Origin of the sequence: Nostoc sp. CHAB 5836, assembly GCF_020829445.1 — a bacterium.
GTDB lineage: Bacteria > Cyanobacteriota > Cyanobacteriia > Cyanobacteriales > Nostocaceae > Nostoc.
The window spans coordinates 1-25,085 of record NZ_JAIVFV010000090.1; the positions used below are offsets into that span (position 1 = coordinate 1).

Genomic DNA, 25,085 nt, shown 5'->3' on the forward strand with positions numbered 1-25,085 from the left:
TCAGTAGACCGAAAACTTTTGCGATCGCTAAAAAATAGTAGTGTACGATACCGTTTTTTGGGGAATATAAAAAAGCTGATTGCCTTAGCTCTATGATAAGTTTTATTTATTAATGAACCCCAAAAACCAACCCAAATCACCCAGAGGGTAAATAAACTTCGCAGGCTACCCCATAGTTGCGGTCTACTGATTGGCGTAAAAATTCAAGCATTTGTTTGAGAGTAAACTAAATAATCCTCAATTTTGCTTCTTTCCCTCCATAGTTTACAAAAATTGCTCCCCTACAGATCCAGAACTATCTTTTGGTGGGCGCTTTCCCCTTAACTTTTTAGATGATTAATTAGTTTTGCTTATTTAGAGTTGCTCAAGGAGTTTTCTAAAAAATGTATCCAAGAGTACGGTTTTTTTGACAACAGTCGGTTTTATTGGTATAGCTCTGTGCGCGATCGCCTCACTTAAATCCCTGTCTCTAGTAGAGTTTCACATGATTTTTCACAGATGCAAATCTTACCCTTGAGCAGGTCTTGATAATAATAATCGTCTTATCGGGAGGAGAGGTGAGCGTTTCTCACCTCTTCTCCCTAGCATTCTCTGTGATTATCATTCTCGTAAACATTAATTTATATCTTTGGGCATATTGACAAAGTGCATTTGTTTTTAACTTGTTACGAATGCAATTTATCCAACAGTATGACCAAAATCTGGAGCAAAGGCTACGGGAATCTGCGATCGCTGGTGGTGAAGAACTGGCGGCGCAACTCCTTGAAGAATTGAGCGACTGGGAGCTAGGACGTAAGCCGGTGCAGTTCAAAAAGAAGATGGAGAAACACTTGATGAATCTCCTGTATGGATTTTGAAGAGTGCGAGGACATGGTTTAGAACTGGAAGTCAGAGCCCGAATTTCTCACAAGTGCTGCGATCGCTATGACCAAACCTTTATCAGGCTTAGATTTTGAGCGTTTTAGACACTGCATGAATCACAGCAGTATGTGAACGGGGTATTTTACCTCAAGTCTAAGTGGCATAAGCGTTTTGGGCTAATCGTTTAAACCTTTGTGAGAAATCCGGGAGAGGAAAACCTAGAAACCGTTACCCCGATCTGACAATTATTCGCCAAGAGCATATTCAGCAGTTAGCAAAACGTAATACTATTCGCTTAGAGATGCTACCGCCTCTACTGGTGATTGAAGTGGTTAGTCCCAAAGAATTGCAACGAGATAGAGATTTTATCGCCAAGGGATCGCAGTATCAAGATTGTGGGATTCCTGAATATTGGATTATTGACCCCGAAGCCCAGACTATATTAATCTTAGAACTGATTGACAAAACTTACACTGAGATAGGTAAGTTTTCTGGTAATGATTTAGTTGTATCGCCGCAATTTAGTCAACTAAATCTCAAAGTATCACAAATCTTTGATGCAGTAAATCAAGCTTAAAGATAAATTGCGATTTGCGGTGTTTGACTGACATTTTCTACGTCTTTAGATACAACTTTATTTAATTTTGAGAGATTAATCAGAGATTAATGAGATATTAAGTTGAAAAACAGTTCTTCAAATAGAAACTTATGATATGATGTCCGCTTACACACCCATAATAAAACTCACGCAAAGACGCTAACGCGCAAAGGCTCTAAGATTATTTTATTATGGTTACACTCCCGGACATGATATCAGTGGGAGGCAATGACCTCGAACGCCAGTGCGTCCCGTAGGGAAGAATAATTAATTCAAAATTATTTTTTTTATTCCTAACAGAATTTTGAATGCGTGAATTTTGAATTCAAAAAATGGTCAAAATCTCTCTGTATATACGTTTGATGGTTTTTTCGGGCTACTTTTTGTCTAAGTCCCAATAGCTAAGTTATGCGCGATTCCTAACGTGGGACTGACCACGATCGCACTGCACCTAAAGTAACTGGCATAAGATTGGCAACGTCGATTGTGAATCGATATACCTTTTTGGCGCGACGGCTATTTTCGGAGTCGAAAAACTTCAGCATTACGTCCCAACAATTACTATTCAAGCGACAAAAGGGGCTTTTTTCGATCTCAATGCTGTCTAGTCCCATGCCGCTATTAATGGCTGACTCAAAAGTGGAGGCAGCTTGAAAGGCATTGGTAGCAGCAAAATTGAGGGCGCGATCGCGGTCTAACTGTCCTAAGTTGCGGAGGTCATAGTAGATACGATGCAGGAAACTCTTGAGGGAACGCCGCATCCTCACGTTCTCAGATTCGCTGGCTTCAGGGCTGACGGTAGCAACTGCTGCTTCCACAAGGGCGTTGACTTGCCAACCGTACATCCCTCTAATATTTGGCAGTGCCAGCACAGGAACTACCTGCCCGGAAAAGAGTTCGACGGTGCGATCTGTCAGATTGCCGGGAATGCTGACTCGCTCGATATAATCATCGCTCTCCTCGGGCTGAATCTGTCCAGCCAGCAGCATTTGAAAGACAGCATAGATTTCACTAGCAAAAGCCTTTTGGGGTTCTAGTGCGTAAATGGGTGTGAGTTCCTGATTCAGTGTCCAAATGAGAGATTTGCCTTCAGTGGGACTCAATTCCAGATGATTAACCATCTGGCGGGTATCGTAGGGATTGGCAGGAATTAATATCCCATCCATGCTGACCGCAGACATCCGTTGCTTGAAGGTGTCGCGGCGGGCTTCACTGCCGAAATCGTAGCCAAGACTGCCGAGAGCGTAGACTTGGCTGGAGACGGCACTGGGGGTGATGTTAGAAGGAGATAAGGAAGCAGGGGCAATGTCTGCAAGTGTGGCGGAAGCGGTGACGAGTTGAGTAGGGGTAGAATTATAAACCTCATTAAGAGGTTGGGAGGCACTTATTACCGCAGATTTGGAACTATCTGGGATGGCTGGTAAAATAATTTGTGGAAGGACAACTGCACTGGCTTGAATGTTGGGTAAAAGCTGCCCAGTTAGTAATTGATAGGCTCCGGGAATATTTAATTTACCGACTAAACAGCGATCGGGTTCCTCAATTTCCTTGGGGTCGCACTTAATGGCACTATTGAGTAAAGCAGTCCGCACCGCTTCCGCATTGGGTTTTTCACCCCGTTGCAGTTGCAGACTCATCAGCAATGCAGAGATACCCGTCATCAAAGGTGCAGCCAAACTGGTTCCTTCTTGACGTGCCGGTTCATCGGTGCCGGGTTGTGCTGCAACCATGTTTTCACCCGGTGCTAGAATGCCCTGTTTCTGATACTGTCCACCCCAATTGCTGTAGTTGGCGGGTTGCCCATCGTCTTTCATCATCCCGACTGCCAGGACATTTGGCAAAATCGCCGGGGCGCAAAACCATTCGCCCTTATTGTTGCCTGATGGAGCCACAATTAGAATATTATTATCTTGGCACTGCTTCACCGCTTTCTGAATCATTTCGTGGGCAAACCCGGTTTGAGTCGGATGACAGGCAGCACAATGGATAATGTTTACCCCCAGTTCCAATGCCAGGTTAAAGGCATGAGCTAGGTTCAAGGGAGAAAGTGCCTCATCGCTCGTTGGGGTTTCAAATAGGGGAATGTTAATAGCGGTGCAGTAGGGAGCGACTCCTTCCACTGGGGAACCGGGTTGCCCGAACATTGTACCAAAGATACCTGTTGCATGAAAGACACCATTGAGACGATCGCTCATAGGCTTGGGAATTGAGTTTTGTAGTGCCTCGATCTCTGCCTCTAATGCTTCAATTGCTGCTTGATAGTCGATGTCTGCGGGGATTTCTGGTTTGAGTGTTGTTTGCTGTTGCTTGGAGTTTTTTAACTGGCGATATTGTTCTAGTAAAGGCGCTTCCGTGTTTTCTAATACAGCATTGAAGATGGTTGCAATGGGATGGTGCGATCGCGACGGCATCACTTCAGCAACGGATAGCACTGGGGCTGTATCCTGATTCTGCTTTTCGCTCTGCTTCAATGCTTTCTTTAAAGCCTTTTTTTTGTCTCCCAACTTCCTAATTTCAAGTTCCCTTTCAATATAAATCGGCTCGATTGGCTCTAAATCTGTTTGCCAAAAAGCTGTGGCTTTGCTCAAGTTTGCACCCCGAAAACAAGCACGATCCAGATCGGCAGGCCCATCTAAAACAGCAATTTTGATCCGAGAATCACCCAGAGTAAGAGCTTGCAGGGCAGCAAAACCGGGAATGGTATTAAGGTCAGGCATAGAAGTAATCGATTAAATTAAGTGTTATAAAGTTGGTCAATTGGTGAAACTTTTAGGAGGGATTGTCGTTTATTTGCTTGAGTGAACCGAGACTAAACTCTCCCACAGAAGACTCTTCGTACTCGTTGAGATTGGCAATTTTGCCAAACTGTTCGGAATTTCCTCCACCGATCGCACTGGGAGCTAATTGCATCGCAGTCGCAACCAGATAAAATGTTTGAAACAAAACACCAATATGTTTTAGAATCAATCCGTAACCGATGCCATAGTACTTCCAAAACAACCGCCCAAATCGAGCCGTCACAATCAGAAGCACTTGGGGAGCATCTTGCTGTCCCGTTGATTTCCAGGCATCGAAAATTAAGTCTTCAACTTCAAGATTCCCATCGGCAATCGCATACAAGGCATGAGACAATGGCTGATAGTGGTATAATCCTGAATCCAATCCCTGGCACCGATTAATCACAGGATAAATTTCCAATTCGTATAATCTACCAGCGGAAGGATAAGGACGTTTTGTACATTCTCCAACGTTCATAATATCCTCCTCATGGGTGTAAACCTCTTTCACCCTGGCACAGCGATATAGAAACTCTCCCAGCTGGTTAACAGTGATAGGCTGATTGTCGTACTCACGAATTGATTGTCTAGATTCGATCGCTTGGGTGAGAGAAATATCTGTTTTGGCTAACGCTTCTAGGTGAGGTTTCTCTAAGGAAATGACTCGATTGCTCATGGGAGACTTGACAAAGTGCGATCGCTCATGATCCTCGAAGCTCGGCATTTTCGATTTTCGCACATCATCTAATCGCTGTAAACGAGTTTGACGGTGAAATAGAAGATTGTGAAATTGCCATTCTGCTAACGCTTCACTTTCTGGTTCTAGGGAAATCATCTTAGTAGCAATCAGCAATTGAATCAGCGATCGCACTATTTCTACATCAATCAGCGAATCTGCTAAATTCTCTAACTTGAATGACGAATCAGACTGAGCCAGTTTACCAATTAGAGCGGCAGCACGCCAATCTAGGAGAATAATTTTGGCTTTAGATAAGGGAGATTCTAAGACGAATTGTTGATTTTCCTGACGTAAAAAAGCAAATCGAGATAGGATTAAGAGTTTATCCCAATCAAAAACCGGAGAAACTAATTGATAATCAGTAGCGATCGCAATGGCGGTTACTAACGGTAAAACAGAATGACAAATCCAGCCCAGGTTAATCAGCTTTTGTAACTCAGCTTCAAAGTTTAAACCGTCTTCCACACCATCAGCTTCTACTACTATTGCGGTTAGCTGGGCTGCGGTTAGGGCAGAATGCTTTAGGTGTTCTAATGCCGATCGCAATCCTGGCTGGGGACGATCCAGAGTGAGGCTATTCGTAGCAAATTGCAGCGTCAAGCGATCGCTTTCATCGGTAAGGACAATTTCGGGACGGAAGGAGAGGGTGAAGGTATCGGACATATTAAAACACCATTGGCATAGGATTCATTTGGTCTTCAGCTATAGATGCAGGGAGCCAGCCGAGTTTTACAGGCACATCATATAACCTTCCAGCCCCAAAACGTGACCAAAAATGACGTAAACCTGGTACAATAACTTTGACAACAGGTAAGCCAATATCAGGACGAGTCTGGTTGATTACCAGCATTTCTAGCCCGACTTTTCTCACAATGTCTGCACAATTCAAGACATCTTGATGGATATCGTCACTCCACTGCTGGGTATAATCAGTGGCTTGTTTGGCAGGAGCTTGAGAAGGTGCTAAATAGGGTTGGTTGGCGATCGCTGCTCCCGTAAACCAGTAATTCAATGCCGAGTCTGCATTGCTTGGGGGATGGTTTTCTGGTAGGTTACAACCAATTTGATTCACCTCCGTCACGGCTCGTAAAATGGCAATTTTGGCATCCAAATGTGCGCCGTAACCAGCAATGATGTATTCCCGTTCTCCACTCGTATAACGAGAAACGGCGGCAAATGCGGGAATATTCAAATCTGTAGTTAAATCTAAAACCCACAATTCTCGCTGCTGAGTAGCATACCAGGCTTGTAAATCCAGTAAATAAGGTTCGTTGAAACTGGCTAAATCCACACCAGGACGCCCTAGACGATTGTACCACCAAATTGCCACACTATCGCGCTCTGCAAGTTCTAAAAATCCTTGCAAAATAGCATCTTCCAAGGTTCCCCCCGCCGCGTTGCCGTTGGAATCGGCGGCACAGAAGCGATGTTCTTTATTGAGCTTGTAATTGTAATAACAGAAGGCGGTGGGAAGATATTTGTGGGTTTGCTCGGTGAGTGACCAAACGGGTGTCCAGTCAATGGTTTGGGTTTCGTCAAAGGGTTTGGGAATCCAATCGTGTTCAACGATCGCCTTTTTATTCAATTCCTCCCGATTTTGATACTGAGTTTCGCTAAACAGCAAACACTCTTGCGGATGAATGGCACCGTCCAAATCAGCCAACTTAGATTTGATTCGGGGTTCATCACCCTGGTAAATACCAGAATAGCGTTCAACCGCCTCACAAAATCCACTTGCCTGAGATTGGCGATCCGTTTTACCTTTACCACCGCTTTTGTGACCAAGGGATTTCCGCAATTTACCCAAACTAGAAGAGGAACCAAAAGCGTGAACCGCACTGTAGGTATGGACAAAGGGGTTTTCTGGATCGGACGATCGCGTTAAGCTACTGACGACTCCAGTAATCGGGCTAATTAGATGTTCGTAACGTTTTAAGATTTGGTCTGGTGTAAATGCGCGATGTCCGCCATCTTGAGTAAACAGCTTTTTGCGACTGGTGAGAGCGATCGCACCTTTGACTTGTTGACTAACTAAATCGGGATTTCCACAAGCAGGACATTGGGGACGCTTAGTTAGGGAATGGGTTTTCAGGGTGAAATTCGTTTGATCGAAAGTAATGATTTTTCCAGCTAAAGTCGGAATTTTCGCTTCTGGCACAATCTGCTGCACCAGCCATTTAGCAACTTCAGTAGTTGTAAGTGCGATCGCTGTTTGCTCTGTCGAAGCCAACCCAGCCAAAGCTGTCGGGAAACATCCACTCCCCGTCTTCCCAAGTTGTTGTAAAATCGAAGTTTCCACCTCTCGATTGCCCTGTAACCGATGGGCTAAACATTCCCAGCAACCTGTTTGTTTGGGAGTAAAGATGGAACCGAACCAGGGTATCCCACCGTTTGGTTTAATAAGTAACCAAGGTTGCTGAGTTTGCAGGGCGATTTTATTGATCCGGCTCAGTTCTGGCTGAAGATAGTCATCGGTGAGAACTACCCACAGGGAATTACTGCCAAATTTTTCCTCCCCTGCTCCCTCATGAACGGGAATTCCCACCCCTTGCAACGCTGCTATCAAATTTTGCGCGTCAACAGCACCAATAGTTGTGACGAAAACTTTTGTTTGGGGTAAGCGATCGCTCACGAGTTGCGGATCGACATTCAACAGACTCCAAAATGCTGCGGCTTCGCGGGTTAGGCTGTGAGCAGCATCGGTGAGGTAGCCTTTTTCATCTAGGCGATCGAGGACATAATCAAAGTGTTCCGGGAGAACTTGCCCATCGAGTTTTTGAATTATTTCTGCTCGTGTGTGTTGTCCATCTAGAAGGGGAAGAATTTGGCAATAAAGGCTACCCGTTAGCGCGTGGGTAGCATATTCACTGAGTAAATAGACATTTTTGGGTTCAACAATTTCGACGCGGAAGTGGGGTTTAATCTGGGGATTTTTCATACCTGGTTTAGGATAGGCTTAGGCAGTTATGGGAGATTGATTTATGTTTGCCCTGGTATCACCGAATAAAATTCAGTTACCCGCAGGAGCCGTTGTGCGGCTGCGTGCAACCTGGCAGGAGTATCAGGCGTTGTGCCAGCAGCGGGGTGATGGATCGCTTCCTCGTATGAAGTATCATTCTGGAGAGATTCTGTTAATGTCACCGATGCCAAAACATGGACGGGATGTAAGTTTGATTGCGGATGTCATTAAAGTTCTTTTGGATGACACAGGGCGCGAATATGACTCTTTTACACCAGTCACAATGGAACTGCCCGATCAAAGCGGCATCGAACCAGATTATTGCTTTTACATCGATAGTTGGCAATCGGTTTCTGGTAAAGAGCGGATTGATTGGGAGACCGATCCGCCGCCGGATCTAGTGCTAGAAATTGATGTGACGAGTTATTCCGATGTAAATGATTACCTGCCGTATGGAGTGCCAGAGGTTTGGCTATTTCGCAAAAACCAATTGTTAGTTTACCAGTTGCAAGGCACAGAATATTTGCTGCGGACACAAAGTAGGTATTTTCCAGATATCAACCTCCAGGATGTAATTGCCCGCTGTCTTCAAGTTGCCTACGATCGCAATACCAGTGCTGCAATTCGAGAACTTAAACAGCGATTGGGAAAGGGAGAGTCAGAGGGAGCGATCGAGTAAGCCACAGTTTGGAGGACTGCGCTCGGAAATACCGAGGATTTTGCAAGCGGTATAAAGAGAAAAGTAAGCCAGCTAGAAAGTGTCATTGGGGAAATAAACTTCTAGCTGGGTTAGACCTCAAAGGGGGCAAGAGAAGCGGAAAACCTCCCCTCGTAACCACCTCGCCTGCTTCCCCTAATCCCTCATCATTTCCTCAACCCAACAGATGCCAGGTAAGGTCAACCCCCCTCTTGAGGGCAATTGCCGAGCAATTCATCCGGGCGAACCAAGCTCCAGGAAGGGAGAAAAGGCAACTTTGAGAGATATTTGACAACCGAATGGAGTGGGAACCTATTCTGCGTCGTCTCCGTCATAAGAACAAAACTCACACTGACATCTCGTCGACGCTAGTACATTTGTAACAGCGTCGCCATGCAGTTGCAGAGCTTCTTCCGACAGTTCAGCCAAGGACTCAGGTAATTGCCCAGTGGTGATGCGGTTGACGGGTTGTGCCGCTTGGGGCATTAAGTTTTGCTTATCCATGAGAGTTTTTCTCCAAATTGAGTGTTTTTACGTGTCCCGTTGTCGAGCCGTTGCTCAGTCGGTGGGTCTGACCGCTTAAAGTGTGTAAAAAAAGACTCTGGGTAGGCGATTACCTACGGTAGGCGAAGCGCCAACGCACTTGCTGATTTGGTGAAAGTTAAGCCCAAAAACTTTAACCCGCGTAGGTTGGGTTGAGGAACGAAACCCAACATTTGGTTGCCTCTGTTGGGTTTCGCAGAGCCTCAACCCAACCTACGATTTTCTGGGTTAGACCTCAAAGGGGGCAAGAGAAGCGGAAAATCTCAAACATTAACCACCTCCCCTGCTTCCCCTAATCCTTCATCTCAAAATCAACCCAACAAGTGGCAGGTATCCCAAACTCCGATAGGCGATCGCTAAACTTGTCAAACCTAGAGTTGAGGGGATTTATAGGGGGATTTTATTACAGTCAGGTATTTAAAATAGAAGACAGGTAAGCTGGCATTCTTTATGGCTGGCTTTAGGAGTTTTACTTATGCCTTCTCCCTTTCCTGGTATGAATCCTTATCTGGAACATCCTTCTCTTTGGGCAGGAATTCATCATCGGTTAATTACCGCGATCGCAAATGACCTTGCCCCAAAACTTCGCCCGAAGTACATCGTAGCCATCGAAGAGCGTGTATACGAGGTGAGTGGAGATACGGCTTTGCTGATAGGTGTCCCCGATGTCTCAGTACAAAGTTCGCCATATGCCGTGCGATCGCCTGAATCTAATCTCGCCGTTGCTCCCACAACCCAGTCGATCGAAGTGTTGCTACCTTTACCAGAGATTTTGACAGAGGCATACTTAGAAATTCGTGCCGTAGAAACCGAGGAAGTTGTAACCATCATTGAGGTACTTTCTCCAAAAAATAAACAGGTGGGAATCGGGAGGATGCAATACGAAACAAAGCGGTTAAAGATTTTGGGTAGTGCAACTCACTTTGTGGAAATCGATTTGTTGCGTCAGGGAAATGGCATGGCAATGGTAGGAGATTTTCGGCAAAGTCACTATCGAATTGTGGTCAGCAAGAGTGAAACTCGTCCAAAGGCTCAATTGTATGGGTTTAATTTGCAAGATAGGATTCCTGTATTTCCAGTGCCGTTAAGGACTAATGAACTAGAACCAGCGATCGATCTCAGGTCATTGCTAGATCAGATTTACGATCAGGGGAGCTATGACTTAAGGATTGATTACAGTCGTCCCCCAATTCCTGCTTTGTCAGAACCGGATATGGCTTGGGTAACTGAGAGATTACAACAGCAAGCACTGCAACCCGAAAGGTAAGCCAGCTAGAAAGTGTAATTGTGGAAATAAACTTCTAGCTGGGTTACACTTCAAAGGGGGCAAGAGAAGCGGAAAACCTCAAACATTAACCACCTCCCCTGCTCCCCCTAATCCCTCATCTCCCCCTCAACCCAACAAGTGCCAGGTATCCCAAACCCTATCGGGTATCGGCGATCGCGGATCAATTCATCCGAGCGAACCAGGCTCGGTGGAAGGGCAAAAAGGGAACTTTGAGAGAAATTTGAGAACCGAAGGTCGCTTAACCTATTCTGCGTCGTCTCCGTCATAAGAACAACTATTCTCCGCGTAGTAGTACTTAGACGCTAGTACTGATGCACTATCATCACCATGCAGTTGCAGAGCTTCTTCCGACAGTTCAGCCAACGACTCAGGTGGTTGCCCAGTGGTGATGCGGTTGACGGGTTGTGCCGCTTGGGGCATTAAGTTTTGCTTATCCATGAGAGTTTTTCTCCAAATTGAGTGTTTTTACGTGTCCCGTTGTCGAGCCGTTGCTCAGTCGGTGGGTGTGACCGCTTCTCGTGTGTAAAAGAAGACTAAAGGTAGCGATGTGCTCGCTTGTATATCGAGTCCATGCGATCGCTATGCCCAAATTCGCCCCCGCCGAAATGGGGAATCTGCCTCGGTTTTTTGTTGTTTTGCCATCTCCTTAAACCAGTAGCCGTAATCTTCCAATCCGGTCGATCGCGTTAACCGTTCCTGAGCATTGAGATTGACTTTGACAGGAATCTCCGACTCTTCCCAAGTGGCATCCCCCATAACAGTTCCCGTCGCCCGATTGGTCGTTTTACCACCGATCGCAGTGCCAAAACCTTCATTTAATGTCCAGCAGCGCGATAACCCCAGTTCCCGCCCGGTGAGGAAGTAGGTCATATTTGCCTGTATTTCGGCTTGCGATCGTGCGAATCGCCATACCCGCACTTCCAGTAATTTGCCTTCAAAGCCGGAGTCTGGCACCTCTGGATATCCTCCTAAATAGGTATTGCCAAATGACACAACTGGAGGAATTGCCGTTTGATTGTCGTTTTCTACGCCGTTAATATAAAGCTTCGTATCGCCGGGACGACTCCCCCCCCGTGCCACTGCAACGTGATACCAATTACCAGCCACCAAACCCGCAGCAACAGAGGAAATCGCCTCTGCCTCTGGGGTAGGCTGAAACTTCAATTCGCCAGCTTCCAGATAAAACCGCGTCTCCCCATCGGCAAAAATCACCTGTTTTCCGGCATCCGTGGCAGGATATACCCAGGCTTCGATTGTGAACCGTCCTTGTGGTCGCAATGCTCCGCTACCTACAGCAATTCCCTGAGAATTGGCATCGAAAACCAGCACTTTCAGGCGACTCTCAAGGTGTACTTTCTGTTCTTTTTTGGATGACTTAGACATAGCTACAACAGTTTCAATTGAGTTTTTTATAGTGAATGTCAGCTGAAAATTGAGGCAATTGAATTAGAGTGTTCCAATAAATAAATGATCCAAAGTCTGTCATTGCGTAGCTTGCTTCCCGTAGGGTATGGAGCGAAGCAGAATGTACGCTCTTAGCGTTCCCGAAGGGTAGCAATCGCAAAGACTCAGCGATTGTTTCGCTTCACTTCGTTGCGCTCGCAATGACAATTGGGCATTTTTTTACTTGGAGTACTCTTACAGAAACGCCCTGCCAGATCAAGCGTGAAAGCAACCACAACCACCGGAGGATTTGAGTTGGTTATAGCTGCGGTATTGAAACCCTGCGGGATCGTTGAAGTTTGCACCATGCAGTAATTTCATCCGAATGTTAACCAAATTTTCCACGCTGCCATGAACCACATCAACAGCCTCGTGGGGCTGGATTAAATCGGGACGTTTGACGGGAGGAGATTGTTTAGGAAGTTTCATAGTTTGGTTCCTTTTAGTGAATTGGGGTTTGTTATGGCTGAGATGATCTAAAACGTTGTTTTGACACTTCTGACGTCTTGCACCATTATCAATTAGCCTCATAATCCGCCCAGAGTTTAAACTCCGGGCTAATAGCTCAAGTCCATTAAAATGGACTGAAATTCATTGCATTGAGAGTCATTTCGCTCTTCGCAATTATTACCCCATAACTAAAGTCATTTCGCTTTGTTCGGTCAGTGTTTAGTCCTCTAAAGAGGACTTTTGCTATTAGCGAGGGGTTTAAACCCCTCGCGGGTTGTTATCGCAGCGCAGCATTGACAGCGAAAGGTAAGCCAGCTAGAAAGTGTCATTGGGGAAATAAACTTCTAGCTGGTTTAGACCTCAAAGGGGGCAAGAGAAGCGGAAAACTTCCCCTCGTAACCACCTCCCCTGCTTCCCCTAATCCCTCATCTCCCCCTCAACCCAACAGGTGCCAGGTAAGGTCAACCCCCCTCTTTAGGGCGATCGCGGATCGATTCATCCGAGCAAACCAAGCTCCAGGACGGGAGGAAAGGCAGCTTTAATTGAAATTTGATCACCTTTTGGAGCGGGAACCTATTCTACGTCGTCTCCGTCATAAGAACACGCGCCAAACTCCCAATAACAAGCATTGGCTGGTAGTACTGATGCACTATCGTTGCCATGCAGTTGCAGAGCTTCTTCCGACAGTTCAGCCAAGGACTCAGGTAGTTGCCCAGTGGTGATGCGGTTGACGGGCTGTGCCGCTTGGGGCATTAAGTTTTGCTTATCCATGAGAGTTTTTCTCCAAGTTGAGAGTTTTTACGTGTCCCGTTGTCGAGCCGTTGCTTCGGTCGGTGGGTCTGACCGCTTCTTGTGTATGAAAGAAGACTGTGTGTGGACGATATGCCTTTGGCATTAAGCTTTGCTTATCGCACTTGTATATCGAGTCCATGCGATCGCACCATCAATAATTGGGCGGATGCCAGTTTTCAGCAACCCAAATTCTGCGAGATTCAACCACATACGCATTATTCAACTTGAGCGCATTAACCGTTGCTCGACCTGTGGGGGTTAAAATAATTCGTAATTCGTAATTCGTAATTCGTAATTAAGTTTTGTGACTCTTATTTAGACCCCGACCCAAAACTTGCTTATTTTTTGAACCGGGGGATTTAAACCCACGGTACTCGGTTAAACGTTGTTGAGTTTGGCAATATTCGCAACACTCCTTTGCGTCCGAAATCACCTGCTGACGAAGGGACAGTGGAACTGAAGCCATGCCTTAATTGGGAGATAACTGGTTCAGATCGCGGATGGGCTGCCCTCGCCAGTGTAAAATTGCACAAGCATGAGCTTTCTTGAGCATCAATCGATCTGCTGCCAACGAGAGTTCCTGCAATTCTCGCTGTTCTTCTCCCGTCAACAAACCCTCCTGATTTCGCTCTAGCAGTGCAATATGGCGTTCCTGGTGAACAAACGGGATTTGGCTCTGGGCAATTTGCCGTAATCCTTCCACGCTCAGACTTTGCAGGGTCAGCAATTCAGCCTGAATTTCCACCGGAGCCGTTTCGATCGCTGGGGGTAAATTGCCAGCAATACTCTGGATCACCAGTTCGGATAGAGGTTGGTTAGTCAACTCCGCAAGGCGAGACAGTCGTTGAAAGGCAGGGTCAGGTAGATTGATGGTTAACTGCATGGCTTTCTGGACTATGGGACTAAAGCGATCGTATCAAGGCTGGGCAGGAAGGGGGGAGTAGGGCGATTACCATAGGTAGGGGAAGCGCGATCGCACTTGATATACCGAGAAAGGCGATATGCCAAAGGCATTAAGCTTTGCTTATCGCACTTGATATACCGATAAAGGCGATATGCCAAAGGCATTAAGCTTCGCTTATCGCAACTTCCCCTAATCCCTCATCTCCCCCTCAACCCAACAGGTGCTTTGTATCGGAAACCCCGATGGTATCGGCAATTGCGGCTCAATTCATCCGGGCTTGCCCAGGCTCCAGGACGGGTGGAAAAGGAACTTTGAGAGAAATTTGAGAACCGAAGGTCGCTTAACCTATTCTGCGTCGTCTCCGTCATATGAACAGAACCCAAACTCAAACTCCATCGACGTACCATCGGACGCTAGTACTGATGCACTATTATCGTTGCCATGCAGTTGCAGACACTCTGACGACAATTCAGCCAACGACTCAGGCAATTGCCCAGTGGTGATGCGGTTGACAGGTTGTGCAACTTGGGGCATTAAGTTTTGCTTATCCATGAGAGTTTTTCTCCAAGTTGAGAGTTTTTACGTGTCCCGTTGTCGAGCCGTGGCTCAGTCGGTGGGTCTGACCGCTTAAAGTGTGTAAAATCAGACTGGGGGTGGGCGATATGCCTGATTGCATTAAGCGAGAGCTTATCGCGCTTACTAATTGAAGAAGGGCGATCGCATTTGCTGATTTGGCTCCATGCGATCGCAAACCCAACAGGTGGCAGGTAAGGTCAACCCCGATGGGATCAGCAATTGCGGATCGATTCATCCGAGCAAACCAAGCTCCACGACGGGAGGAAAGGGAACTTTGAGAGAGATTTGAGAACCGAATGCAGCGGGAACCTATTCTGCGTCGTCTCCGTCATAAGAACAATACGCACCTTGACACCCAAAATGCCCACATATTGCAGTATTAGCAGCTAGTACTGATGCACTATTTTCGCCATGCAGTTGGATAGCTTCTTCCGACAATTCAGCCAACTCAGCAGGTAATTGCCCAGTGGTGATGCGGTTGACCGGTTGTGCCGCTTGGGGCATTAAGTTTTGCTTATCCATGAGAGTTTTTCCTTTTGTAGTTTAGTTAGTGTCCCGTTGTCGAGCCGTGGCTCAGTCGGTGGGTCTGACCGCTTCTTGTGTATGAAAGAAGACTGTTATCTCAATGTTTGAATCTAGGTAATTAGGCAAAATAAAATAAGTGATTAGGCAAAATTAATTACATATTGTCATTGCGAGGAACGAAGCAATCGCAAGGATTTCAAGTTTTCGGAATGGGAAATTAATTTTGCACAACAACTTAGAGTATTCGTCTTGCGTTCGTCAAAGACGTTCCCAAAGGGTATGACGCAATCACCAAGTCCTTGTGATTGCTTCGCTTCATTTCATTTCGCTCGCAATGACATAATTAATTTTGCGTAAGTCCTAATACGCCGAAGACCAAGTTCTCACATCGCCTAGCGTCACTGGAATCAGGTCGCTCACGTCAATGGTGAAGCGGAATATCTTCTTGGCACGACGGCTGTTTTCTGGATCAAAGAACTTCAGTTTCACATCCCAACAATCGCTATCCAACCGACAGAAGGGGCTTTTCTCTACGGTGATGCTATCCAGTTCCATGCCAGTTGCCACCGCTTCGGCAAAGGTGGAAGCAGCCTGAAACGCATTCGTAGCGGCAAAGTTAAGCGCTCGATCTTGAGAGGTAGTACCAAGATTGCGTAAGTCGTAGTAAATCCGGTTGAGGAAACTGCCCAACGTGCGCCGGATTGCCTCTTCTTGGGCATCTCCCACGGTGGTTTGCACCGTTTCTATAGCAGCAGATACTAAAGTATTAATCTTCCAACCATACATCCCCCGTGGGTTCTGGGGTGCAATCAACGGTACAACTTGCCCAGAATACAGCTTCACGGTTTTTCCGGTCAAAACGCCGGGGATACTCACCCGCTCTACGTATTCTTCGCTGGCTTCAGCTTGAATTTGCCCTGCCAATAGCTCTTGCAAGATGGCGTAGGTGTCTCGCGCAAAAGCTCCTTGGGGTTCGATCGCATAAATTGGTGTCAATTCAATATTCAACGTCCAAATTAGTGATCGCGATTCCGAAGGACTTGCTGCCAAGTAATCCACCATTTGCCGTGCATCATAAGGGTTCGCTGGCACGGTAATATCACCAATACTATTGGCTGGCATCAATTGTTTAAAAGAGTCTCGCCTTGCTTCCGTCCCAAAGTCATAGCCAAGGGTTCCTAAAGCATATACAAGTTGACTGTCAGCGAGTTCACTAGGTGCTTGGCTAGCGGTGACAAAGTTCGATACAGATGAGGTCATAGGAGGTATTGATGGGGTTATAGATTGGGGAGTTGAGGGAGCGATCGCATTGATCGCCAATTGAGATGGGTTGATAGATGCGGTGGCAACGTTTGCGGCTTCAATGGAATCACCAAGAGGTGAGCTATCGGATGATTCAACCTCGCTTTGTTGTATTCCATCGCAGCCGCAACCAGAGGCAGCGATGGCTTCGGTAGTATTTGACACAGTACCTCCAAAAAGATATTTAAGTGAACCAGGGACATTCAACTTGCCAACTAAACAACGACGTGAATCGGCTGTATCGGCAGGTGTACAGGGCAAAGCACTCTTTAAGATTGCGTCTCTAACTTTTTGCGGATCAGGGGTTTCACCGCGCTGGATTTGTAAACTTAATAACAGCGCTGCTACTCCCGTGGCGATCGGTGTGGCAAAACTTGTGCCGCTCAACCGAGTTGTCCCACCTCCTGGTTTTGCCCCTAAGATGTTCTCACCCGGTGCTAGGATGCCTTGATTCTGGTAATTTTCGCCCCAATTACTGAAGTCAATGGGTTTACCCTGGTCATCCATTGCCCCAACCGCTAATACTGCAGGAAGGGCTGCCGGAACGTGTAAACAAGCACAGCCATCATTGCCAACTGCCGCTATAATCAGCACATTTTTTTCCTGGCAAAGCTGCACCGAGCGTCGTAACCACCCTTCCGCTTCGCCTTCATCGGTGAGTTGTCCACCGCTAATGTTGATAATGTGCGCTCCAGCGTTGACAGCTTGCTCAATCGCACGGGCTAAATCGAGTTGAGACAACTGCCGTCCTTCATCTGCGAACACCGGAATGCTCAATCCTTTGCATTCAGGGGCAATTCCCCTGACAGGGCTACCCAACTGACCAAAGATGATGCTGGCAACATGAGTACCATGCAGAGACATCCCGCCATTCGGATTTGCCTCCCCAGTAACCAGCGTCGGTAGCAGGGTCAGGTCTGCTCCCAAAAAACACGGATGCTTCAAATCAATCAGTCCGTCGAGTACAGCAATGCAAATTTCGGGCCTACCAGAGGTTTTTGCCGAGAGTGGCTCAATAGCTAAAAGATTCATTCAAAACAGTGCTGATAAGTAAGTTGGTGCGAAAAAATCCAATTATGTTACGAAACGTAAATATGATTAAAACCCTTACTAATGACCAATAACAAAGTAAAAATGACAGACTTAGCCAGTTAGCTTTAATTACACAGTAATTGCTTAGAGTTAAAGCGCTGCCTTAATCAAAAGCAAGCGATCGTTCGCAGTTTGGCTGAAAAACTTACGCAACTGTTTCATGAATTTGTCAAAGTCAAACAACTAAGCTAATCGGCATTATGCTCCCATCAGGGCGGGCTTTTCGGCCCACCCCACAAAATATTGAGAGAATTTTGATATGCAAATTAGATGTGTTTTAGCTTACCTATGATTTTTATCAGTAATAATTGACCAAATTACGACAAAATCGCTCGTTTAAATGGTTTTTTCCAATGTTTTCTTTTGCTTAATCACCACAGCTAATTATTTATCACTCTTTCCATTGTCATGTAAAGTTCTTTACCAAATCTTAAAGATGGATTTTCTGTTCAATCTTATACATCCAAAAATATCCATAACCGAAAATTTATCCTTCACACAGATGTATTTTGTTCACTTATTGAAAATTCGATATCTTGTGAAATTTTGTTTTGTTATTGAAAAAACGCATTGTTTTATTGACAAAAACGCAATTGCTTTTTGCGCCAGAAATGATTTTGCAATATTGACTAGTGCAAAAAATAGATAAGTTAATTTTATATATGAGCCGAGGATATTTTTAGTCAAGCAACAATCAAGTTTATAAAGGCTTTATATAATGCTATTAACCCAACTTACGGGTTAAGCTAATCTACTTTTAATTTGCATAACTAGTGGTCTGTCAAGAACTAATTGACGGATATAGCCGCTTCAATTTAATCCGAGCATCTTCGGTGGTAAATGAACACGTTTTAACCCTCTTCTAAGAAACAGAAATGTTTCTTTACATCCATTGGGAATGCGATCGCTTCCCTGAGACGCTTTAATCACTCTCGCCAAAGTATAATTAAGTGCGATCGCAAAAACTCAGACAGAGAGTATGGTTGAGCCTTGCCCTTTCGTCGGCGATTTTTACTAGGGGATATCTGCGATTGAGGGGAGTCTTTACTAGGGCTGTTGTTCATCTCCCCTAACGGGACTTAAACAAAAAAAAGATAAAAAAGGAGTATAATGCTTGACTACCATAGCTTTCACGTCAAAACAATTCAAAATTCTTGCATTATCAATTCTTGCATTACAAGACGCGACGCTCCTGCGTCGCTAACGCTGACGCTCGTTCGCTCTTAGCGTCTCCCCTTGGGAGATGACTCGCTCTCCGTGGCGCTATCGCTATCGCGGACTCGCTCTCCGTGGCGCTATGAGTGGGGGCTTGAAACCCAGCCCTTTCAATGCGAACAAATGAACTATTTTCTCTTTTTGATGATTTAAGTTGTGAATTGCTAGAAAAATAGATATTTTTTCAGCGATTCTAACTGTCCTAGCTATTGAGTTTTTTGTATTAATATAGGCATTGATTTAAGTTTAGCAATACAATTGTTAATTAGGGGTTGCTGAAAAAGTCATGAAACAGCAATTCTAAGGGTTGACCAGTTATGCAAGCAAGGTTAAAGATAGCTTTATACTATCAATAAGTAGCTAATTTATAATTTTCAGTTATATTTAACTGGAAAAAAAGTTTATTTTTGAAAAATAGACATAAAAAAGCATAAAAAACCCGTGACAGGTGAGTAGAAAGATTCATGACTAAAAAAGTAATAGCAATTGCTGTTTGAGAAGTATGAGACAGTTTCGCCATCACTCGATTAAGACTAAATCTTCTTTTACCTTGTCCGAATTTTCCCTCAATACAATTACGAATTCTCTCGAATTCTAAATCTTGCTTCTTTTTTTCTTTACTAATATTAGCTGGAACTCTTCCTAGAGGAGGTCCGCTCATTATAATACCTCTTTCTTTACACCAAGCGCGATTCTCCCTTGTTCGATAAATTTTATCTACATGAACGGATTCTGGATAATAACCAGTGTAATTTTTAAAGGCTTCTACTTGAGCTTTTAAGTCTCCTGATTCATTATAATTATCCCAACTAATGTGGTCTAAAAATACAAATCCATCAAAACAACTAGCTGACAATTTTGCACCAAATTCTACAGCTTTCCCGGCTTTACCTCTGACGATTGGACGAATGTGCGGTTGGGATAAACTAACAATACGGTCATCAATACTCTGTTTTTTATTTTCATACAATCATAGTTGTTGGCGATAGATTTCTGCAACTACCAGTAGCATCTTATATTGTCTATTAGTTAAATTTTCTAAACTTGCTCCACAACTAATTACCTGGTCAATATGTGATAAGTTTCTTTTAATATATTGGAGTTGCTTTTTTATCGCTTTTCTTCTATATTTTTGAGATAAACGGCGTTTTTTCGCTACTTCGAGGTAGTCTTTTCTTGCAATTTCTCTATAGGTTCTTGGCTTTTTCTCCAATGTCCCCTTTATCTGTTCAAAAAGCAAGTCAATAATTATTTCTCTTTAATTATTAATGCGCCTAATGCCATAGGAAAAGGCTTTGCCGGTGCCCCCATCTCTATCGAGAACAAAGAAAAATATTCTTCTTCAAATTCTTGCCAAGGAATGAGTTCTGCCATAATAACCCAACGATTATCTTCTGATAACTTCCCCTCAAACGGAAGTTCAAAGTTTTCTGCTGAGATTGGAAGATGCCCCTGTTTTCGATACATGGTTACAAACAGCACACTTTTGTACTGATGTCTCGGTGATGCAAGGATTTTAAGCTATTTTACCCTCCTGTCTTGCACCTGGATATATTTCTTTGGTCTGATAATCTTAGAGTGTCAGCTTTTCTTTTTTTTTCAGCAAACTCTAATCTAGAACTTCTCGACCTGATTCAGGAGGGGACTTTAGGATTGCACCGAGGTATCGAAAAGTTTGATCCCAACAAGGGTTATAAGCTGTCAACCTACGTTTACTGGTGGATTCGTCAGTCTATCACACGAGCTATCTCCGAAAAGTCCCGCACAATTCGTCTGCCTATTCATATTGTTGAAAAGCTCAATAAAATCAAGAAAGTTCAGCAAGAACTGTCTCAATCATTAGGTCGCAAGCCCACTGTAAAAGAAATTGCCCAATCCTTAAAATTTACACCAGAACAAATTAGAGAATATCTTCTCTTTTCTAAGAATCCTGTTTCCTTGGAGATGCGCGTTGGGGACGAGCGCGAAACCGAATTAAGCGAACTTTTAGCTGACGAAAGTTCAACTCTTTATCAACAAGTAGATGCTACACTGATACTTGAAAACTTGAGCAAGTTGCTCGAAAAGTTAACACCCCTACAACAGAAGATAATTACTTGGCGCTTTGGTTTGGAGGATGATTGTGAACTAACTTTATCTCAGATTAGCTCCCGCCTCAATCTTAGTCGAGAACGAATTCGTCAAATTCAGTATCAGGCAATGGCTATTTTGCGTCGTCAACAAGCTGATCTAGCTGATTTAAAGGAATCTTTGATTAATTAAGTCTGCCTACATGAGGATTTACGCATAAAGATTCTCTGGGAAAATTAGGGGTAAAGTGTACTATTAACGCTGCCAATCATACATTAATCGTCCATGACGATCGCGCACAAGTTCCCATTCTCCATGACGATATGGTTGTCCGCGATAATGTACAGAGCGATAGCGTCGTCTATAATCATGTCGTCGATTTCGCTGGCGTTGATAATTATATTGTCCAGTCCGTTGCCGTCTATGATCATGTCGTCGAGTCCGTCGGTGAGCTAACAAAAGCTTTTCACTTTGCTTTCCAACTAATTTTGTCTGTGCGTCAACACTCTGTTCATTGAGAACATGATTGAGAGTAGTATCTTTAGCTTGGGCCAAAGCAGGTGGATAAATGAAGGCTAATAAAAGGAACACAATTGAGGATAGCTTTTGGAAACGGTTCACGTTTTTGCTTTTCCTAGACTATTGGTAATAATTTTATTTAATACTTAAGTTGAGCAGCTATATAGTTCAGAATTTACTAACTTGAGGGGAGCAAAAGTAATGAAAGTACCTAAATGGGCATAGCGGCTGGTGTGTGTAAAGATGTAGCCCCAATACGACTTATATGGTCGAATGGTAAAGAATCATACATCACTTCTAATTCAGGTGTATTAGTCGATAACGCTCCAGCCTCAATTATTCAAAGCGGAGCTAATCACATGACCCTACAATGGACTCAAGGAAAGATTGGATTCTGCTGGAATTGTACCCCTTGACTTTAATAACTTATTTGCATCTATATTTTCCTTTCCTTTTGTAATACCCTACTCCTCTATAACCTTCACAAATAACTTTGTGTCACTTTTGAACTGAGCGGCTGGTAGTATGCAAGCTGGTATGCCCCAAAGTCTGCTGTACCAATTGCACAGGTGCGCCCTGGTCTAAACTATGTCTAGCGTAGGCGTAGCCCGCCTTCGGCATCGCTCGTTTTCAGTTTCTTAGAGGAAACCCTTAAGACCTGAAATACTGGTGTGGTTAATCACTACCAGATTGTCTTGGAGAAAAACTTAGATTTAATATGAATGAAAGTTTAGCAGCCACACTAGGCGAATTACAAGCCCAAATTTATTGGTTACATGATGCTGAGGAGTTTGCTCCCATTGGCATTATCTTGGTTAAATTGCTTATTTTTAGGCTTGAACATGATTGGTAAACTTTGATAAGCGACGCCGAATAGCCCGCCGTCGGCATCGCTCCTTTCCCTCAAAACTGAGAGGCGATCGCCCTGGTGTTCCCTTTTCATCTATCATCAGTTCATTGCTATCAAATTTGATATCAAATGACTGAACAAAAGTCCCCACCAAGCGAAATGATTCGCGTCCCTGCTGCCTTAATTCCAGTAGTCAGAGAACTATCAAAACTGCACAGAGAGGGGCATACAATTGCCTTGCTGCAAGGCTTAGAAGAATTGATGTCCAAGTTTGATAGCAATATTGATATCGATGTTGCAAAGGGCAGTAAATCAGTTAAGCAGCTAGAGGAGAAGCTGGAAAGCAAGCTCGACGCAATGACCAAAAAGCTAGAACTCATCGAACGGGCTATTTCATCAAATAGATACAACAGTCAACCCAAACAAAAAAGACAAGCTAACCCATACCAACTTTCCCCAGTTGAACTGCTTGCATTGCCCCCTGAAAATCTAGCACCGCGACTAGGTTTAAGTCCGTCGAGCCTCGCACCTGAACGAGAAAAACTCACTACCAAAGAATTTATCAGTTGGACTCGTAACCGCGACCCAAGGGGCATCGGTTGGGAATGGAATGCAAAAGATGGGCTGTACCACCCAGTAAAATAACTGCCACTGTCCCCGCAGTAGGGTTTAATGAAGGAGCATTCAACATAAGAATAGCCAATGTTGAATACTCCCTCTACCCTCACGAATTCAGAACTCATCGACCTTTGGCTGCACGGTAAAAGCAAGAACACCGTTGACGGCTATCGTCGCTATGCCGAGCGGTTTTTTACTCATGCCAATAAACCCCTAATAGATTGCACCCTTATGGATATTCAATTGTGGGTGATGACACTCGGTAGTTCTGATAACAGCAAGCGGGTAGCAGTGGGAGCAATTAAAAGCTTGTTTTCTTTTGCTAAACAGTTGGGGGTAGTATCGGCTAATTTGGGAATACTGGTTAAATCCCCCAAGGCAAAGAATCGATTGGCAGAGCGAATTCTTACTACTGAAGAAGTACAATTACTGATAAATTCTACGACAAATCCCCGCGATCGCAGTATCGTTCGTTTACTTTATTTTGCAGGTTTGCGGGTATCGGAACTATGTGGTTTAAAGTGGCGTGACCTCAAGGCGCGGGGTGATGGGGGGCAGATAACAGTATTCGGTAAAGGTGATAAAACAAGAACCGTGCTAGTGGGTGCTGGTATTTGGCGGGAGATTAACTCTTTAAAAGGTTACACCAAACACGATGACCCAGTGTTTGTTTCCGCTAAGGGTGGTCATCTGTGTCGGTCAATGGTATTTCATATTGTGAAGAAGGCAGCAAACCGTGCTCTGATTGAGGGGAATGTATCACCCCACTGGCTTAGACACAGCCACGCTTCCCACAGTCTCGACCGGGGAGCGCCGATTCACTTATTGCAGAAAACGCTGGGGCATAGTTCAGTAGCGATTACTGAAATGTATCTTCATGCCAGACCGACTGATAGCAGTGGGTTGTATTTGCCAGATGATGATGATTAGGCGGTAGGATGTTTGAAGACCTTGGCGATCGCTATCATCGGGATTTGATGTTGCTGGTAAGTGTCCTTTTAGCGTCTCGTAGAGAGCGTCATTACGAATTACGAACTGGGAGCAGTGCGAAGTCGAGGTATTACGAATTATTCGGTCAGTATCCAAATCCAAGAAAAACTTGAAGAAATCAAGCCATCAATTGAGCTCTTAGCAAGGGGGACAGAACACAATTGGGATTCGACCCCAACCTCACTTGAACCACTTAGTAGAAGTGGGGGACTCAGATCCATGTTCCCCCCTTCATTCCACCGCAGGAGTCAGGGGGCATTTCCCTCCAGCTAAGAGCCCTCAGCAAAGAGCCTCTTCGTTGAAAAGTAGAATAAATCGCTACCCTTCCCGATTAACAAGCACCCCATCAACGAGCACAATGCCCCAGTGCGGATATTTCACCAACAACTTCTTGATCATGAACATAAGTACCGGATCGTCATTCCACCACTCTAGCAAGAAGTTAAAGCCGGGATTGTGCCCCGAAGAAGCTGCAATTTGGAGTTGATGCATACGTTGTGGTCGCATATTTGATCTTGTAGCGATCGCCTCATCTGACCATTTTTCCAGATTTGGCACTATTTCAGTGGAATCGGTGCCAACTCTACCAGACACGCAAGGGACATTAAATGCTAGAGCCTCTTTTGAGGATAATTCATTTTGGGCGACGGGTGCGGCGGAAAATGTGTCCTCTTGAATCGGTACAGCATCTACTCTTGGTCGCGTCGTACAGTCCATTGCCGTAGGCAAGTCAACTTCAATCTCTGACACGCCTTGAACAGGCGATGAGATTGCGCCCCCCAAGGGCGCAATCGCCGTCTCCTCGTGACGCGGATTTTCTGCAAGGGTGTCTCTGACACACCTCACGAACTCAATTGATGAGTTCGTGAGGTGTTCTTGAGGTGTTCGTGAGGTTTCACATAACTCTTGCTCTGACTGGGTTTTTTGGGAAATAGATGCTCTATACAAAGCATCTATTTCTTCGGAGCCAGCATCTATCTTTTCAGATCCAGCAGAGAGTTCTCGTTTTTCAGCATCTATCTTTACAGAGCCAGCAGAGAGTTCTCGTTTTTCAGCAGAAAGTTCTTGTTTTTCAGCATTGGCTTTCTCCCAAAATTCCTTCATCCGGCTACCATGTAAATTCTGCACCATCCACTTCACTGTCTCTCGTCCGTCCTGAATCGACTTGTCGGGCTTGAAGATGAACAGTCCACTAACTGAAAGAATTTTCTTTGCACAGATAAAAGTACTGTACCCCAAAGCACTTGTTAGCGGCATCCACCGAGAACCGTAAGGAT

At 44.8% G+C, this 25,085-nt stretch carries 24 protein-coding genes and 3 pseudogenes; 8 read left to right on the plus strand and 19 right to left on the minus strand.

Annotation, left to right across the window (positions count from 1 at the left end; all coding sequences use genetic code 11):
* Nucleotides 1-671: 671 nt before the first annotated feature.
* Both LC605_RS18310 and LC605_RS18315 read left to right on the plus strand, forming a co-directional pair.
* Complete coding sequence (locus tag LC605_RS18310; RefSeq protein ID WP_229548967.1) at nucleotides 672-857, plus strand: hypothetical protein; 186 nt, start codon at nucleotides 672-674, stop codon at nucleotides 855-857.
* Between the two features lie 212 nt (nucleotides 858-1,069).
* Nucleotides 1,070-1,438 (plus strand): annotated as a pseudogene (locus LC605_RS18315) (Uma2 family endonuclease); the annotation flags it as partial.
* Between the two features lie 440 nt (nucleotides 1,439-1,878).
* Here the strand turns inward: LC605_RS18315 and LC605_RS18320 are convergent.
* The 3 genes from LC605_RS18320 to LC605_RS18330 are packed head-to-tail and all read right to left on the minus strand — an operon-like array spanning nucleotide 1,879 to nucleotide 7,913.
* Nucleotides 1,879-4,176, minus strand: coding sequence for a PatA/PatG family cyanobactin maturation protease (locus LC605_RS18320; RefSeq protein WP_229548944.1), 2,298 nt, complete (start codon nucleotides 4,174-4,176; stop codon nucleotides 1,879-1,881).
* Between the two features lie 52 nt (nucleotides 4,177-4,228).
* A complete protein-coding gene (locus tag LC605_RS18325; RefSeq protein WP_229548945.1) occupies nucleotides 4,229-5,638 on the minus strand; it encodes a SagB family peptide dehydrogenase in 1,410 nt (469 codons plus the stop codon).
* Nucleotide 5,639: 1 nt separating this feature from the next.
* Nucleotides 5,640-7,913, minus strand: coding sequence for a TOMM precursor leader peptide-binding protein (locus LC605_RS18330; RefSeq protein ID WP_229548946.1), 2,274 nt, complete (start codon nucleotides 7,911-7,913; stop codon nucleotides 5,640-5,642).
* 43 nt (nucleotides 7,914-7,956) lie between these two features.
* Between LC605_RS18330 and LC605_RS18335 the strand changes: the two genes are divergently transcribed.
* The gene (locus LC605_RS18335) at nucleotides 7,957-8,613 is read left to right on the plus strand and encodes a Uma2 family endonuclease (RefSeq protein WP_229548947.1); all 657 of its coding nucleotides are present in this window, start codon (nucleotides 7,957-7,959) and stop codon (nucleotides 8,611-8,613) included.
* A gap of 330 nt (nucleotides 8,614-8,943) precedes the next feature.
* On the opposite strand, the gene LC605_RS18340 is transcribed toward LC605_RS18335, so the two are convergent.
* Nucleotides 8,944-9,135 carry a DUF5837 family cyanobactin class RiPP gene (locus tag LC605_RS18340; protein WP_229548948.1) on the minus strand — a complete coding sequence of 64 codons (192 nt, stop codon included), beginning with the start codon at nucleotides 9,133-9,135 and terminating at the stop codon, nucleotides 8,944-8,946.
* Between the two features lie 514 nt (nucleotides 9,136-9,649).
* Between LC605_RS18340 and LC605_RS18345 the strand changes: the two genes are divergently transcribed.
* On the plus strand, nucleotides 9,650-10,441 hold the full coding sequence (locus tag LC605_RS18345; RefSeq protein ID WP_229548949.1) for a DUF4058 family protein: 792 nt from the start codon (nucleotides 9,650-9,652) through the stop codon (nucleotides 10,439-10,441).
* Between the two features lie 264 nt (nucleotides 10,442-10,705).
* On the opposite strand, the gene LC605_RS18350 is transcribed toward LC605_RS18345, so the two are convergent.
* From LC605_RS18350 to LC605_RS18400, 11 genes and pseudogenes are all read right to left on the minus strand, one after another.
* Nucleotides 10,706-10,900, minus strand: coding sequence for a DUF5837 family cyanobactin class RiPP (locus LC605_RS18350; RefSeq protein WP_229548950.1), 195 nt, complete (start codon nucleotides 10,898-10,900; stop codon nucleotides 10,706-10,708).
* A gap of 141 nt (nucleotides 10,901-11,041) precedes the next feature.
* Nucleotides 11,042-11,845 carry a LamG-like jellyroll fold domain-containing protein gene (locus tag LC605_RS18355; RefSeq protein WP_229548951.1) on the minus strand — a complete coding sequence of 268 codons (804 nt, stop codon included), beginning with the start codon at nucleotides 11,843-11,845 and terminating at the stop codon, nucleotides 11,042-11,044.
* Between the two features lie 276 nt (nucleotides 11,846-12,121).
* The gene (locus LC605_RS18360; protein WP_229548952.1) at nucleotides 12,122-12,334 is read right to left on the minus strand and encodes a cyanobactin biosynthesis system PatB/AcyB/McaB family protein; all 213 of its coding nucleotides are present in this window, start codon (nucleotides 12,332-12,334) and stop codon (nucleotides 12,122-12,124) included.
* Nucleotides 12,335-12,928: 594 nt separating this feature from the next.
* Entirely contained in the window at nucleotides 12,929-13,126 is a 198-nt protein-coding gene (locus LC605_RS18365; protein WP_229548953.1) for a DUF5837 family cyanobactin class RiPP, read from the minus strand.
* 490 nt (nucleotides 13,127-13,616) lie between these two features.
* A complete protein-coding gene (locus tag LC605_RS18370) occupies nucleotides 13,617-14,030 on the minus strand; it encodes a hypothetical protein (RefSeq protein ID WP_229548954.1) in 414 nt (137 codons plus the stop codon).
* 11 nt (nucleotides 14,031-14,041) lie between these two features.
* Nucleotides 14,042-14,215 carry a hypothetical protein gene (locus LC605_RS18375; RefSeq protein ID WP_229548955.1) on the minus strand — a complete coding sequence of 58 codons (174 nt, stop codon included), beginning with the start codon at nucleotides 14,213-14,215 and terminating at the stop codon, nucleotides 14,042-14,044.
* A gap of 244 nt (nucleotides 14,216-14,459) precedes the next feature.
* Nucleotides 14,460-14,603 (minus strand): annotated as a pseudogene (locus tag LC605_RS18380) (DUF5837 family cyanobactin class RiPP); the annotation flags it as partial.
* Nucleotides 14,596-14,862, minus strand: a complete 267-nt coding sequence (locus tag LC605_RS18385) for a hypothetical protein (protein WP_229548957.1) — start codon at nucleotides 14,860-14,862, stop codon at nucleotides 14,596-14,598. The gene LC605_RS18385 and the pseudogene LC605_RS18380, both read right to left, overlap by 8 nt.
* Before the next feature lie 74 nt (nucleotides 14,863-14,936).
* Nucleotides 14,937-15,149, minus strand: coding sequence for a DUF5837 family cyanobactin class RiPP (locus LC605_RS18390; protein ID WP_229548958.1), 213 nt, complete (start codon nucleotides 15,147-15,149; stop codon nucleotides 14,937-14,939).
* Between the two features lie 363 nt (nucleotides 15,150-15,512).
* The gene (locus LC605_RS18395) at nucleotides 15,513-17,486 is read right to left on the minus strand and encodes a PatA/PatG family cyanobactin maturation protease (protein ID WP_229548959.1); all 1,974 of its coding nucleotides are present in this window, start codon (nucleotides 17,484-17,486) and stop codon (nucleotides 15,513-15,515) included.
* 1,624 nt (nucleotides 17,487-19,110) lie between these two features.
* Nucleotides 19,111-20,228, minus strand: a pseudogene (locus tag LC605_RS18400) (transposase).
* A gap of 111 nt (nucleotides 20,229-20,339) precedes the next feature.
* Between LC605_RS18400 and LC605_RS18405 the strand changes: the two are divergent.
* On the plus strand, nucleotides 20,340-21,023 hold the full coding sequence (locus LC605_RS18405; RefSeq protein WP_229548960.1) for a sigma-70 family RNA polymerase sigma factor: 684 nt from the start codon (nucleotides 20,340-20,342) through the stop codon (nucleotides 21,021-21,023).
* Nucleotides 21,024-21,086: 63 nt separating this feature from the next.
* On the opposite strand, the gene LC605_RS18410 is transcribed toward LC605_RS18405, so the two are convergent.
* The 3 genes from LC605_RS18410 to LC605_RS18415 all read right to left on the minus strand — a co-directional run bounded on the left by LC605_RS18410 (nucleotide 21,087) and on the right by LC605_RS18415 (nucleotide 22,293).
* The gene (locus tag LC605_RS18410) at nucleotides 21,087-21,452 is read right to left on the minus strand and encodes a hypothetical protein (RefSeq protein ID WP_229548961.1); all 366 of its coding nucleotides are present in this window, start codon (nucleotides 21,450-21,452) and stop codon (nucleotides 21,087-21,089) included.
* A gap of 396 nt (nucleotides 21,453-21,848) precedes the next feature.
* Nucleotides 21,849-21,971, minus strand: coding sequence for a hypothetical protein (locus tag LC605_RS33010; protein WP_267868588.1), 123 nt, complete (start codon nucleotides 21,969-21,971; stop codon nucleotides 21,849-21,851).
* Between the two features lie 151 nt (nucleotides 21,972-22,122).
* The gene (locus tag LC605_RS18415; RefSeq protein WP_229548962.1) at nucleotides 22,123-22,293 is read right to left on the minus strand and encodes a hypothetical protein; all 171 of its coding nucleotides are present in this window, start codon (nucleotides 22,291-22,293) and stop codon (nucleotides 22,123-22,125) included.
* A gap of 36 nt (nucleotides 22,294-22,329) precedes the next feature.
* Here LC605_RS18415 and LC605_RS18420 point away from each other — a divergent pair, with 36 nt between their 5' ends.
* From LC605_RS18420 to LC605_RS18430, 3 genes are read left to right on the plus strand one after another with little or no spacing between them, the layout of a single operon-like run.
* A complete protein-coding gene (locus LC605_RS18420; RefSeq protein WP_229548963.1) occupies nucleotides 22,330-22,845 on the plus strand; it encodes a hypothetical protein in 516 nt (171 codons plus the stop codon).
* Between the two features lie 57 nt (nucleotides 22,846-22,902).
* Nucleotides 22,903-23,748 (plus strand): tyrosine-type recombinase/integrase, encoded by an 846-nt coding sequence (locus LC605_RS18425; RefSeq protein ID WP_229548964.1) that lies wholly within the window; start codon nucleotides 22,903-22,905, stop codon nucleotides 23,746-23,748.
* An 8-nt stretch (nucleotides 23,749-23,756) separates the two neighbouring features.
* A complete protein-coding gene (locus LC605_RS18430) occupies nucleotides 23,757-23,921 on the plus strand; it encodes a hypothetical protein (protein WP_229548965.1) in 165 nt (54 codons plus the stop codon).
* A 205-nt stretch (nucleotides 23,922-24,126) separates the two neighbouring features.
* Here the strand turns inward: LC605_RS18430 and LC605_RS18435 are convergent.
* The coding region (locus tag LC605_RS18435) for a hypothetical protein (protein WP_229548966.1) at nucleotides 24,127-25,085 on the minus strand (959 nt) is incomplete at its 5' end.

What these genes read in the sequence shown, in the direction of transcription:
- LC605_RS18310 (WP_229548967.1), top strand. Translation starts at nt 672, where the DNA reads ATGCAATTTATCCAACAGTATGACCAAAATCTGGAGCAAAGGCTACGG.
- LC605_RS18320 (WP_229548944.1), bottom strand. Translation starts at nt 4,176, where the DNA reads ATGCCTGACCTTAATACCATTCCCGGTTTTGCTGCCCTGCAAGCTCTT.
- LC605_RS18325 (WP_229548945.1), bottom strand. Translation starts at nt 5,638, where the DNA reads ATGTCCGATACCTTCACCCTCTCCTTCCGTCCCGAAATTGTCCTTACC.
- LC605_RS18330 (WP_229548946.1), bottom strand. Translation starts at nt 7,913, where the DNA reads ATGAAAAATCCCCAGATTAAACCCCACTTCCGCGTCGAAATTGTTGAA.
- LC605_RS18335 (WP_229548947.1), top strand. Translation starts at nt 7,957, where the DNA reads ATGTTTGCCCTGGTATCACCGAATAAAATTCAGTTACCCGCAGGAGCC.
- LC605_RS18340 (WP_229548948.1), bottom strand. Translation starts at nt 9,135, where the DNA reads ATGGATAAGCAAAACTTAATGCCCCAAGCGGCACAACCCGTCAACCGC.
- LC605_RS18345 (WP_229548949.1), top strand. Translation starts at nt 9,650, where the DNA reads ATGCCTTCTCCCTTTCCTGGTATGAATCCTTATCTGGAACATCCTTCT.
- LC605_RS18350 (WP_229548950.1), bottom strand. Translation starts at nt 10,900, where the DNA reads ATGGATAAGCAAAACTTAATGCCCCAAGCGGCACAACCCGTCAACCGC.
- LC605_RS18355 (WP_229548951.1), bottom strand. Translation starts at nt 11,845, where the DNA reads ATGTCTAAGTCATCCAAAAAAGAACAGAAAGTACACCTTGAGAGTCGC.
- LC605_RS18360 (WP_229548952.1), bottom strand. Translation starts at nt 12,334, where the DNA reads ATGAAACTTCCTAAACAATCTCCTCCCGTCAAACGTCCCGATTTAATC.
- LC605_RS18365 (WP_229548953.1), bottom strand. Translation starts at nt 13,126, where the DNA reads ATGGATAAGCAAAACTTAATGCCCCAAGCGGCACAGCCCGTCAACCGC.
- LC605_RS18370 (WP_229548954.1), bottom strand. Translation starts at nt 14,030, where the DNA reads ATGCAGTTAACCATCAATCTACCTGACCCTGCCTTTCAACGACTGTCT.
- LC605_RS18375 (WP_229548955.1), bottom strand. Translation starts at nt 14,215, where the DNA reads ATGCCTTTGGCATATCGCCTTTATCGGTATATCAAGTGCGATAAGCAA.
- LC605_RS18385 (WP_229548957.1), bottom strand. Translation starts at nt 14,862, where the DNA reads ATGAATCGATCCGCAATTGCTGATCCCATCGGGGTTGACCTTACCTGC.
- LC605_RS18390 (WP_229548958.1), bottom strand. Translation starts at nt 15,149, where the DNA reads ATGGATAAGCAAAACTTAATGCCCCAAGCGGCACAACCGGTCAACCGC.
- LC605_RS18395 (WP_229548959.1), bottom strand. Translation starts at nt 17,486, where the DNA reads ATGAATCTTTTAGCTATTGAGCCACTCTCGGCAAAAACCTCTGGTAGG.
- LC605_RS33010 (WP_267868588.1), bottom strand. Translation starts at nt 21,971, where the DNA reads ATGCCGAAGGCGGGCTACGCCTACGCTAGACATAGTTTAGACCAGGGC.
- LC605_RS18415 (WP_229548962.1), bottom strand. Translation starts at nt 22,293, where the DNA reads ATGAAAAGGGAACACCAGGGCGATCGCCTCTCAGTTTTGAGGGAAAGG.
- LC605_RS18420 (WP_229548963.1), top strand. Translation starts at nt 22,330, where the DNA reads ATGACTGAACAAAAGTCCCCACCAAGCGAAATGATTCGCGTCCCTGCT.
- LC605_RS18425 (WP_229548964.1), top strand. Translation starts at nt 22,903, where the DNA reads ATGTTGAATACTCCCTCTACCCTCACGAATTCAGAACTCATCGACCTT.
- LC605_RS18430 (WP_229548965.1), top strand. Translation starts at nt 23,757, where the DNA reads ATGTTTGAAGACCTTGGCGATCGCTATCATCGGGATTTGATGTTGCTG.